The organism is Streptomyces phyllanthi, assembly GCF_009377205.1.
Lineage (GTDB): Bacteria > Actinomycetota > Actinomycetes > Streptomycetales > Streptomycetaceae > Streptomyces > Streptomyces phyllanthi.
This window is the reverse complement of the sequence record NZ_VJZE01000291.1, coordinates 1-11,693: the sequence shown is the minus strand read 5'-3', so window position 1 is coordinate 11,693 and position 11,693 is coordinate 1. Positions and strand designations below refer to the sequence as shown.

Genomic DNA, 11,693 nt, shown 5'->3' with positions numbered 1-11,693 from the left:
CCCCTCCCCCTTCGCCCACCTCCGGCACCGGCGCCCGGCTGATGCGCCGCAAGCCCGTGGAACGGCTGGTCGCGGAGGGTGGCCAGGGTGAAGGAGGCAAGCTCCGGCGCTCCCTCGGGCTGTGGCAGCTCACCATGATCAGCATCGGCGCCACGCTCGGCACCGGTATCTTCGTGGTCCTCGGTGAGGCCGTCCCCGACGCCGGCCCAGCCGTCACCCTCGCCTTCGTGATCGCCGGCCTCACCGCCCTGTTCTCGGCCCTCTCGTACGCCGAACTGGCGGGCACCATCCCGGTCTCCGGGTCCTCGTACTCGTACGCGTACGCAACGATGGGCGAACTGATCGCCTGGGTCTGCGGATGGTGTCTGGTCCTGGAGTACGGCGTGTCGGTGGCCGCGGTCGCGGTCGGCTGGGGCGAGTACCTCAACGAGCTGCTCGACGGCGCCCTCGGCGTCACCATCCCCGACGCGCTGTCCGCGCCGCCCGGCGACGGCGGCGTCTTCAACCTGCCCGCGCTGATCGTCGTCCTGCTCGCCATGGTGTTCCTGCTCGGCGGTGCCCGCGAGTCAGCCCGCGCCAACACGATCATGGTGATCGTGAAGATCGCCGCGCTGCTGCTGTTCTGCACGATCGGCGTCCAGGGCTTCCGCTCCGGCAACTACGAGAACTTCATGCCGCTCGGCATGGCGGGTGTCAGCGCGGCCGGGGCCACGCTTTTTTTCTCGTACATCGGCTTCGACGCCGCCTCCACGGCCGGCGAGGAGGCGAGGGACGCGCAGCGCGACCTGCCGCGCGCGATCATGCTCTCGCTGGTCATCGTCACCGCGCTGTACGTCCTCGTCGCCGCCGTCGCCGTCGGGGCGCGCCCCTGGCAGAAGTTCGACGGTTCGGAGGCCGCGCTGGCCGGGATCATGAAGGACGTCACCGGTGGCTCCTTCTGGGGCACGGTGCTCGCGGCGGGCGCGGTCATCGCCATCGCCAGCGTCGTCCTGACCGTGCTGTACGGCCAGACCCGCATCCTGTTCGCCATGTCCCGCGACGGGCTCGTGCCCAAGGTGTTCTCCCGCGTCCACCCGAGGACCGGCACACCCCGCGCCAACACCCTCATCGTGTCCCTCTTCTGCGGTGTGCTCGCCGCCGCCGTCCCGCTCGGCCGGCTCGCCGACGCCACCAGCATCGGGACGCTGTTCGCCTTCGCGCTGGTCAACGTGGCCGTCGTGGTGCTGCGCCGGACCCGCCCGGAGATGCCCCGCACCTTCCGGGTGCCGCTGTCGCCGGTGCTGCCCGCGCTGGGCTTCGCCTTCTGCGTGTGGATGATGGGCAGTCTCGACGCCGTCACCTGGGGGGTGTTCGGGGTCTGGATGGCCGTCGGGCTCGTGTTCTACTTCCTGTACGGCTACCGCCGTTCCCGTCTTGCCACTCCAGAGAAGTGATCCACCCGCAGTGCTGAACGATCTCGACGAACGCATAGTGCACGCCCTCGCCGAGGACGCCCGCCGCTCCTACGCCGACATCGGCCACCTGGTCGGCCTGTCCGCGCCCGCCGTCAAACGGCGCGTGGACCGGCTGCGTGCGACCGGGGCCATCACCGGTTTCACCGTGCGGGTCGATCCCGCCGCGCTCGGGTGGGAGACCGAGGGGTTCGTCGAGATCTACTGCCGCCGGAACACCTCGCCGGAGACGATCCAGCGAGGGCTCGAGCGGTATCAGGAGGTCGTGGCCGCCTCCACGGTCACCGGTGAGGCCGATGCGGTGGTGCAGGTCTTCGCCTCGGACATGCGGCATTTCGAGCGGGTGCTGGAGCGGATCGCGGGGGAGCCGTTCGTGGAGCGGACGAAGTCGGTGCTGGTGCTGTCGCCCCTGTTGCGGAGGTTTTCCTCCGGGGCGCCTGCCTAGTGCTGTGACCGGAAAGGTTCACCGGCTCGCGACGCCCGGCACGGCACCTCGCCGCGGTCTCGCATCACCCGAGTACATCCGGTACGCGGGCGATGCTCCGCCTTGCGATGCTCCCCCACTGCCTGAACGGCGTGGGAGGTGCCCCCAGCACCGGACGCCGCGAGCTTTCCGGCAAACCTTTCCGGCCACAGCACTAGGGGGGAGCGGGGCGTTGCGGTTGTCGGGCGCTGCGGATTTGTTGTGGCCTGCAGCGCGATGCCCTGCCTAATATCGGTCTCATGACCTGGCGACATTGATCCAAGAGCCGTGCCTCCCGAGGGCCGCCTCGGGCGCCGTACATCCGGCGTCCGAACTGTCCCTGCGGGAAGGCCTCATGACACTCTCACCTGCGCGTGTGCCCCTCACCGGTGTCCGCCGGCTGACGGCCACGCTGTACGGCTACTCGTTCCTCGACGACTTCGTCCTGCTCTACCCGGTGTACGCGCTGCTGTTCGCCGACACCGGTCTCTCGGTCTGGCAGATCTCGTCCCTGTTCGTGCTGTGGTCGCTGACGGGCGTCCTCGTCGAGATCCCGTCCGGTGCCTGGGCCGACGCCGTCTCCCGGCGGATGCTGCTGTGGCTTGGGCCGCTGCTCGGCGCCGTCGGCTTCGCCCTGTGGGTGCTCGTGCCCTCGTACGAGGCGTTCGCCGCCGGCTTCGTGCTGTGGGGCGTCCGCGGAGCCCTCGGCTCGGGCGCCCTGGAGGCGCTGGTGTACGAGGAGCTCGACCGGCTCGGCGCGGCCGACCACTACGCGCGCGTCATGGGCCGGGCCCAGGCGGCCGGGCTCGTCGGAGTCGTGGCGGCGATGGGGCTGGCCGGACCGGTGCTCGCGTTCGGCGGATATCCGGCCGTGGGGCTGGCCAGCGTCCTGGCCTGTCTGCTGACCGCAACGGTCGCCGCACGGTTCCCGGAGCACCGGGAGCGGGACACGGACTCCGGCGGCGGCACCGGCTGGGCCGCCACGCTGCGCGCCGGGCTCGCCGAAGCCCGCGGCGACCGTTCCGTACGCGGTGCCCTGCTGCTCGTCCCGGCCGTCACCGCGGTGTGGGGCGCGCTGGACGAGTACACCCCGCTGCTGGTGCGTGACACCGGGGTCGCCGACGGCACCGTTCCCTGGCTGCTGCTGCTCATCTGGGCCGGGGCCACGGCCGGAGGGCTGCTGGCCGGAGCGGGGGAGCGGCTGGGCAACCCCGGGCTGGCCGCGCTGCTCGCGGGCTCCGCGTCGGTCCTGGCCGTGGGGGCGGTGGCGGGGACGCCCGCCGCCGTCGCGCTGGTGGCCCTCGCCTTCGCCGGCTTCCAGCTGGCGAGCGTCCTCGCCGACGCCCGACTGCAGGAGCGCATCCGCGGAACCGGGCGGGCCACGCTGACCTCGGTCGCCGGAGTGGGGACCGACCTGACCACGATCACTGTGTACGGGGCGTACGCGGTGGCCGGGTCGGAAGCCTCGCACGGTGCGGTGTTCGCGCTGTTCGCGGTGCCGTATCTGGTGACCGCGGTGTTGCTGGGGCGCTCTGCCGGAGGTCCGGGGGCCGCGCACCGGCTGTGAGCCGCGGGTGGTCCACGGCTTGCCGCACGGTCCTCGTGCCCCGGTGGGCCCCCTGCAACGAATCGTCGCCGGACCCGTGTCGCACGCAACGATCCGCTCGTCGGCGCGCAACGGCTGCCGCTTGTCCGGCCGGCGCGGCCGACCGTACCGTCTAAGTGGCCCGGCAGTCGGCCCCGACTCCCCTTTCGCAACCGGTGAGGAACACGCATGCGCACCGCCCTGCTCCAGAGCTCCGGCCGCCCCGGCTCGGTCGCCGAGAACCTCAAGGTGCTCGACGATGCCGCGGGGCGGGCGGCGGCCGCCGGAGCGGGGCTGCTGGTGGTGCCGGAGCTGTTCCTCACCGGATACGCGATCGGCGACGGCATCGCGCGGCTGGCCGAGCCCGCCGAGGGCGACTCGGCCGACGCGGTCGCCAGGACCGCCGGACGGTACGGCCTCGCGGTCGCGTACGGCTACCCCGAGCGGGCCGGAGAGCACGTCTTCAACTCCGTCCAGCTCATCTCCGCCGACGGCACCCGCCTCGCGAACTACCGCAAGACCCATCTCTTCGGCTGCTTCGAGCGCGACCACTTCACTCCGGGGGACCAGCCGGTCGTCCAGGCGGAACTGGGCGGTCTGCGCGTCGGCCTGATGATCTGCTACGACGTGGAGTTCCCGGAGAACGTCCGCGCGCACGCCCTCGCCGGCACCGACCTGCTGCTGGTCCCGACCGCGCAGATGCACCCGTTCCAGTTCGTCGCCGAGTCCGTCGTACCAGTGCGCGCCTTCGAGAACCAGATGTACGTCGCGTACGTCAACCGGGTCGGGTGGGAAGGGGAGTTCGAATTCGTCGGGCTCTCCACGCTGGCCGGCCCCGACGGGGTCGCCCGAGCCCGCGGAGGACGGGGCGAGGAACTGCTTCTCGCCGACACCGATCCCGCCTTCCTGGCCGTCTCCCGCGAGGCGAACCCGTATCTGAGGGACCGGCGCCCCGGCCTCTACGGCTCCCTCGTCCTCGTCTGAGTCTCCGGCGCCCACGCGCGCCGCGCCCTCCGCGTCATTCCCCGCAAGGAGTCAGTACCCCATGACGTCCACGGTGCCCAACGCCGTCCAGCACACCGATGTGCAGCTGCCGCCGATCACCATGTTCGGGCCGGACTTCCCCTACGCCTACGACGACTTCCTCGCCCACCCGGCGGGCCTCGGCCAGGTCCCCGCGACCGAGCACGGCGCCGAGGTCGCGGTCATCGGAGGCGGCCTGTCCGGGATCGTGGCCGCGTACGAGCTGATGAAGATGGGCCTCAGGCCCGTCGTGTACGAGGCCGACCGGATCGGCGGACGGCTGCGGACCGTCGGCTTCGACGGCTGCGACCCCGGCCTCACCGCCGAGATGGGCGCCATGCGCTTCCCGCCGTCCTCCACGGCGCTCCAGCACTACATCGACCTGGTCGGGCTCGAGACCCGTCCCTTCCCCAACCCCCTCGCCGAGGCGACTCCCTCGACCGTCGTCGACCTCAAGGGCGAGAGCCACTACGCCGAGACGATCGACGACCTCCCGCAGGTCTACCGGGACGTGGCGGAGGCGTGGAACGCCTGCCTGGAGGAGGGCGCCGACTTCTCCGGCATGAACCGGGCCCTGCGCGAACGCGACGTGCCGCGCATCCGGGAGATCTGGTCCCGGCTCGTGGAGAAGCTGGACAACCAGACCTTCTACGGCTTCCTCTGTGACTCCGAGGCCTTCAGGTCCTTCCGACACCGCGAGATCTTCGGCCAGGTCGGCTTCGGCACCGGCGGCTGGGACACCGACTTCCCCAACTCGATCCTGGAGATCCTGCGCGTCGTCTACACCGAGGCCGACGACCACCACCGCGGTATCGTCGGCGGCTCCCAGCAGCTGCCGCTGCGGCTGTGGGAGCGTGAGCCGGAGAAGATCGTCCACTGGGCGTACGGCACCTCGCTCAAGTCCCTCCACACCGGCGGCGAGCCGCGCCCGGCTGTGACCCGGCTGCACCGCACCGCGGGCGACCGGATCACCGTGACGGACGCGAACGGTGACATACGGACGTACCGGGCGGCGATCTTCACCGCCCAGTCCTGGATGCTGCTGTCGAAGATCGACTGCGACGACTCGCTCTTCCCGATCGACCACTGGACGGCGATCGAGCGCACGCACTACATGGAGAGCTCCAAGCTGTTCGTCCCGGTCGACCGGCCCTTCTGGCTGGACAAGGCCGTCGACGACAGGGGAAACCCGACGGGCCGTGACGTCATGTCGATGACGCTCACCGACCGTATGACGCGCGGGACCTACCTCCTCGACAACGGTCCGGACAGGCCCGCCGTCATCTGCCTCTCCTACACCTGGTGCGACGACAGCCTGAAGTGGCTGCCGCTGTCCGCGAACGAGCGGATGGAGGTCATGCTGAAGTCGCTCGGCGAGATCTACCCGAACGTCGACATCAGGAAGCACGTCATCGGCAGCCCGGTGACCGTGTCCTGGGAGAACGAGCCGTATTTCATGGGCGCGTTCAAGGCCAACCTGCCCGGCCACTACCGCTACCAGCGGCGCCTGTTCACACACTTCGTGCAGGACGGGCTCCCCAAGGACAAGCGGGGCGTCTTCCTCGCCGGTGACGACATCTCCTGGACGGCGGGCTGGGCCGAGGGCGCCGTCCAGACCGCGCTCAACGCGGTCTGGGGCGTCATGCACCACTTCGGCGGGACGACCGACCCGGCCAACCCCGGGCCCGGCGACGTGTACGACGAGATCGCACCGGTGGAGCTGCCGGAGGACTGACCTGACTCGGCGGCGCTAGATCCCGGCCGCCCGCGCTTTCTCGTACACCTCGGCGGCTGCGTCCTTGAGTTCCTGGGCGTCCCGCGGGGTGCTCTGCAGGTCGATGAGGATCTCGTCCATGCCGACCTCGGCATGGGCCGCGAGGTCCTCGGCGATCTGGCCGGCGTCGCCCTGGAAGGGCTGGCGGTCCGCGCCGTCATACGTCTTGCCCGTGTACACGGCGTTCACCCGCAGCACGGTCCGGATCGGCTCGGTGCGCCCGCGTTCGGCGGCGAGGTCCTGCAACTCACGCCACTGGGCGGCGAGTTGTTCGGCCCCCATGCCGATCGGTAGCCAGCCGTCGGCGTGGTCCACGAGCCGGCGCCGAGCCTTCTTCGTGTTCGCGGCCAGCAGGATGGGTATCGGCCGGGCGGGCTTGGGGCCGACGACGGCGGGTGCGATCTTCGTGGTCCGCCCGTCGTACGACACCGGGTCGGCGCCCCACACCGCGCGGCAGACCTCGATCACCTCGTCCAGGACCTGGCCGCGCTCCTCGAAGGGGCGGACCGCCGAGGCCGCGTACTCGTCGAGGGACCAGCCCGTGCCGAGGCCCGCGACGACCCGGCCACCGCTCGCCGCGTCCAGCGTGGCCAGGGACTTGGCGAGCTGGAACGGCACATGCAGCGGGGCCACCAGCACGCTGGAGCCGAGAAGGGCCCGCTCCGTGGCGGCGGCCGCCAGGGTGAGGGTGACCATCGGGTCGGCCACGTGGCGGTACTGGTCGGGCCACGGCAGGCCCTCGATGCCGTACAGCCCCTGCGTGGCGGGCTCCGGGAACAGGGCCCGCTCGAAGACCCACAGGCCCTCGTAGCCGATCTGTTCGGCGGCCCGTGCCACCTCCGGTACGTCCTTTCCGATGTCGTACTGCCGCAGCTGAGGAAGGCTCAGTCCGAGTCGCGTCGCCATGCCCTGTGCTCCTTCGCAGAGGTGTGCCGTTGTCGAACGTACAACGTTCACCTACTAGTTGTGGGGCGCATGGGGCGAGAGTGGCCGGATCACTCCCGCAGCGGCGTGAGCAGCATGCGTCCCGTGAGCCCCACCGCGGCGTCCAGCCGCTGCTCGAACTCCTCGGCCAGTTCGGGGAGTCCGCGCAGCGCCCACCGGGTGCGGGCCGCCGACCACGCGGCGTCGCGGGCGCGCTCCAGACTCCATGAGCCGAACAGATGGGTGAGCGGGTCGGCGAGCTGGAGGAGGTCGGGGCCCGGCATCAGCTCTTCGCGGATGCGCTCCTCCAGCGAGACGAGGATGTCGCCCACGCGGTCGAACTCGTCCTCCAGCCCGGCGGGTTCGCAGTCGAGCGTACGACAGGCGTCCACGACGGCCAGCGCGAGATCGTGCCCGATGTGCGCGTTGATGCCCGCGAGCGCGAACTGCAGCGGCCGCACGCCGGGATGGCACCGGAACTGCACCAGCGGTCGCCAGCAGGCGGGCGCCGTCCCTCCCTCGGCCACCCGCAGATAGCGCTCGGCGAACCGCACGTCCAGCGTGATCGCGGCCCACGCGTCCGGGAACTCCCCGGTGTCGATGCGCCGGTCGATCGCCTCGGTGACGGTGAGGTAGACGCGGTTGAAGACCGCGATCCCGTCCCGCTCCGGCAGGCCCGCGTCCAGGGCGCGCATACGGGAGACGATCCCGTCGACGGGAGTGGTGAAATGTTCCAACTGCGCCATAGGGGCAGGGTCCCAGCCCTAGGCTGGCGCAAGTATCACCATGGCGGCTGCTTCCCCGGAACGGGGTAACGCCCTCGCTGAAGAGGGTCTCGCTGAAGAGGGTCTCGGTGGAGATGGTCTCGGTGGAGATGGCCTCGGTGGAGATGGGGGGAGCACGACGTGTCAGGCTCGCGTGCGCAGCGCCTGGCCGCACGCCGGGCCGAGCGCAGGCGTTCCGCCCGACGCGGCGGCATGGTCGCCGCAGCCTCGGTCGTGGCCGCTGTCGGCACGATCACGGGAATGGTCTCCGCGCTGGACGACGACCGCGGGCCCGACGAGGCGCGCCCCCTGGTGACCCGCTCGCCCAGCCTCCGGCCGCCGCCCACCGTGACCGGCCCGCCGTCTCCCGCACCGTCCAGGTCCGTGGTCTCGGCTCTGCCGTCCCCGTCGAGGACGCCGGGGAAGCCGAGTCCGAAGCCCACGGGGAAGAAGGCGGCGGAAGCCGTGACCACACCGGCCCGCCTCTACCGGCACCCCGATTCCCAGGTCGTCGACTGGGTCGCCGCCAACCCCGCCGACCCCCGGCGCGCGGTCATCGAGTCCCGGATCGCCGACCGCCCCGCCGCCGTCTGGTTCACCGACCCCACTCCCTCCGCCACCACCTCGCGGGTCAGGGCGGTCACCTCGGGCGGGGCAGCGCAGGGCCGGACGCCCGTCGTCGTGGCGTATGCCATCCCGGACCGGGACTGCGGCGGAGCCTCGGAGGGCGGGGCGCCCGACCTGGACGCGTACGACGCGTGGATCGACGCGTTCGCCGCGGGGCTGGGCTCCGGCGAGGTCATCGTGATCCTGGAGCCCGACTCGATCGCCCAGTCCGACTGCCTCCCGGCGGGCCGGAGGGCCGACCGGTTCGCCTCGCTGGCCCGCGCCGGCCGTGTCCTGAAGGCGGCGAACCCGAAGGCCCGCGTGTACTACGACGCGGGCCACTCCGAGTGGAACGCGGCGGACAAGCAGGCCGCGCTCCTCCGTCAGGCGGGCGCCGCCTCGTCCGTGTCCTCCGACGGCGTCTTCAGCAACGTGTCCAACTTCCACCGCACGGGCGCCGAGGCCGCCTACACCCGGAAGGTGCTGGACGCCCTCGGCGGTCCCGCGAGCCTGGGCGCCGTCATCGACACCAGCCGGAACGGCAACGGCGCCCCCGCCGACGGCGAGTGGTGCGACCCGGCTGGGCGCAGGCTCGGACAGCCGCCGACGCTCAGCACCGGTGAGGCACGTATCGACGCCTACCTGTGGGTCAAGCTGCCGGGCGAGTCGGACGGCTGCAGGGGCGCGGCGGGGACGTTCTCCCCCGGGTACGCCTACGACCTGGCGCGCTGAGCCGTCGAGTCCCCGCTCGGTGCGGTGATCTTCGGCCGGTCGCGGTCGGCCGAGCGCAGCACGCCGGCGAAGGCCGCGACCCCGCACGCCAGCACGGTCACCAGCCCGAACGACACGACCAGGCTGGTCGCCTGAGCGATCCCGCCGAGGATGCTGGGGGCGATCAGTCCCGAGGTGTACGTGATGGTGGCGACGCCCGCGATGGCCTGGCTCGGGTTGGGGCCGCTGTGGCCCGCCGCCGCGAAGCACAGCGGCACGACGACCGCGATACCGAGGCCGAGCAGCGCGAACCCGGCCATGGCCACGGACGGGTGGCCGGAGATCACGATCAGCAGACCGCCGAGGGCGGCGAACACGCCCCCGGCGCGGACGGTGCGCACCGCGCCGAAACGGTTCACCACCGCGTCGCCCACGATCCGGGCGAGCGCCATGGTCAGCATGAACCCGGTCGTCGACGCGGCCGCGAGCCCGTCCGACGTGCCCAGCTGGTCCCGCAGATAGACCGCCGACCAGTCGAGGCTTGCCCCCTCCGCGAACACCGCGCAGAACCCGACCGTCCCGATCAGCAGCGCCGACCTGGGCGGCAGCGCGAACCTGGGCGGCGGCTCCTCGTCCTCGGTGGGCTGGAGATCCAGCACCCAGTGGCAGGCGAGCACACCGAGGGCCGTCAGGGACGCGGCCGCCAGGGCGAAGTGCAGGCGCGCGTCCGAGCCGAGGTGCGCGGCGAGCGTGCCGGCCGCCGAGCCGATCAGGGCGCCGGCGCTCCACATGCCGTGCAGCCCGGACATGATCGACTTGCCGAGCCGGTGCTCGACCTCGACACCCAGGGCGTTCATGGCGACATCGGCCATGCCCGCGGTGGCGCCGTAAGCGAACATCGCCAGGCACAGCGTGAGCAGGTTCGGCGCGAGCGAGGGCAGGACCAGCGACAGGGTCCACAGCACGATCAGACCGCGCAGCGCGGTACGGCTGCCGAAACGGTGGCTGATCCGGCCGGCCAGCGGCATGGAGCAGGACGCGCCGAACGCCGTGAAGGCGAGGGCGAGTCCCAGCTGGCCCGCGCTGAGGCCCGCATGGTCCTGGATCCACGGCACCCGCGTCGCGAACGACCCGGTGACCGCGCCGTGCACCGCGAACACCGCGGCCACGGCGTACCGGGCGCGCCGTACCGTGCGCTCGTCGTGGACCTCACCGGCCATCTCGCTCATGTTCCCGCCCATCCTCCCCGATACCCGCCCGCGCCCGCCCCTTCGCGGTGCCGCGGCACTCTCTTCGGGGCACCCGGCGTAAACTATCAGGGACCCTTCCTGATAGATAGTCGATAACCCGCCGACGGCCACGCACCGGGGGCGCGCCTCGGCCCCACCCCGCTGATCTGGGAGGATCCCGGCATGCCCGCATCACCGAGCACCGCCCGGGCCATCAACGACCGGCTCGCCCTGCGGCTGCTGCAGCAGGAGGGCCCGCTGACGGCAGGGCAGTTGAAGCAGCTCACCGGACTGTCCCGCCCCACGGTCGCCGACCTGGTGGAACGCCTCACGGCGGCCGGTCTGATCGCCGTCGTGGGCGAGTCGGGGGAGCAGCGGCGCGGCCCGAACGCCCGCCTGTACGGGATCGTCGCCGACCTCGTGCATCTCGGGGCCCTCGACGTCCGCACCGAAGGCGTGACCGTCGTCGTCTCCGACCTGCTCGGTGCGGAGCTGAACCGGGCCTCCCTGCCGATCGCGGACGACACAGGTACCGGACCCGCGGTGGAGCAGGCGGTCGCCCTCGTCGAGCACGCGGCCAAGGAGGCGGGGGCCGACCGGCTGCACACCGTGGGCATCGGTGCGCCGGGCCTGATCGACCCCGCGACCGGCGAACTCCGTGACTCCTCCGGCCTCCCGGAGTGGCACCGCCTCCTGGTCGCGGCGCTCGGCGAACGCCTCCCGGCCCGTGTGATCGTCGAGAACGAGACAAATCTGGCCGCGCTCGCCGAGCAGCGCGACGGTGCCGCCCACGACCGCGACACCTTCGTCCTGCTGTGGCTCGGCCTCGGCACCGGCGCCGCCGTCGTCCTCGACGGCCGTCTTCGCCGCGGCGCCTCCGGCGGCGCGGGGGAGATCGGCTTCCTCCCGGCCCCCGGCACGAGCACGCTCCCCTCGGCCACGGACTGCGAGGGCGGCTTCCACTCGCTCGCGGGGGGCGCGGCCGTGGTGGCACTGGCGGAGGAGTGCGGCGTGCCGGTGCGGGGGGCGGCGACCGGTGCGCTTGCGGCGTCTCTCGTACGTGGGGCCGTGGCGGTGGTCGAGGGTACGGAGGCCGAGGGGACGATCGGGGGAGCGGAGGGCGAGGCAGTGGCCGGGGGCTCGGACCAGGTGGTGATCGAGGG

10 protein-coding genes are annotated in these 11,693 nt (G+C 72.1%); 7 read left to right on the top strand and 3 right to left on the bottom strand.

Translation table 11 applies throughout. The features are described from left to right. The 5 genes from FNH04_RS30740 to FNH04_RS30720 all read left to right on the top strand — a co-directional run. On the top strand, window positions 1–1,433 hold a 1,433-nt coding region (locus FNH04_RS30740; RefSeq protein WP_152789045.1), incomplete at its 5' end, for an amino acid permease. A gap of 10 nt (window positions 1,434–1,443) precedes the next feature. Continuing rightward, a complete protein-coding gene (locus FNH04_RS30735) occupies window positions 1,444–1,896 on the top strand; it encodes an Lrp/AsnC family transcriptional regulator (protein ID WP_322724302.1) in 453 nt (150 codons plus the stop codon). A gap of 373 nt (window positions 1,897–2,269) precedes the next feature. Continuing rightward, window positions 2,270–3,481 (top strand): MFS transporter, encoded by a 1,212-nt coding sequence (locus FNH04_RS30730; RefSeq protein ID WP_152789043.1) that lies wholly within the window; start codon window positions 2,270–2,272, stop codon window positions 3,479–3,481. Between the two features lie 207 nt (window positions 3,482–3,688). Next, window positions 3,689–4,483 (top strand): carbon-nitrogen hydrolase family protein, encoded by a 795-nt coding sequence (locus tag FNH04_RS30725; protein WP_152789042.1) that lies wholly within the window; start codon window positions 3,689–3,691, stop codon window positions 4,481–4,483. Window positions 4,484–4,544: 61 nt separating this feature from the next. Next, window positions 4,545–6,257, top strand: coding sequence for a flavin monoamine oxidase family protein (locus tag FNH04_RS30720; RefSeq protein WP_152789041.1), 1,713 nt, complete (start codon window positions 4,545–4,547; stop codon window positions 6,255–6,257). Between the two features lie 15 nt (window positions 6,258–6,272). Here FNH04_RS30720 and FNH04_RS30715 read toward each other — a convergent pair whose 3' ends face one another. Both FNH04_RS30715 and FNH04_RS30710 read right to left on the bottom strand, forming a co-directional pair. Next, window positions 6,273–7,202, bottom strand: coding sequence for an LLM class F420-dependent oxidoreductase (locus FNH04_RS30715; protein ID WP_152789040.1), 930 nt, complete (start codon window positions 7,200–7,202; stop codon window positions 6,273–6,275). Between the two features lie 89 nt (window positions 7,203–7,291). After that, entirely contained in the window at window positions 7,292–7,966 is a 675-nt protein-coding gene (locus FNH04_RS30710; RefSeq protein WP_152789039.1) for a DUF5995 family protein, read from the bottom strand. Between the two features lie 231 nt (window positions 7,967–8,197). Between FNH04_RS30710 and FNH04_RS30705 the strand changes: the two genes are divergently transcribed. After that, a complete protein-coding gene (locus FNH04_RS30705; protein ID WP_152789047.1) occupies window positions 8,198–9,322 on the top strand; it encodes a glycoside hydrolase family 6 protein in 1,125 nt (374 codons plus the stop codon). On the opposite strand, the gene FNH04_RS30700 is transcribed toward FNH04_RS30705, so the two are convergent. After that, window positions 9,304–10,521 carry an MFS transporter gene (locus tag FNH04_RS30700; protein WP_152789046.1) on the bottom strand — a complete coding sequence of 406 codons (1,218 nt, stop codon included), beginning with the start codon at window positions 10,519–10,521 and terminating at the stop codon, window positions 9,304–9,306. The genes FNH04_RS30705 and FNH04_RS30700 overlap by 19 nt on opposite strands. Before the next feature lie 192 nt (window positions 10,522–10,713). Here FNH04_RS30700 and FNH04_RS30695 point away from each other — a divergent pair. Further along, window positions 10,714–11,693: ROK family transcriptional regulator (locus FNH04_RS30695; RefSeq protein WP_228031711.1), on the top strand; the 980-nt coding region annotated here is incomplete at its 3' end.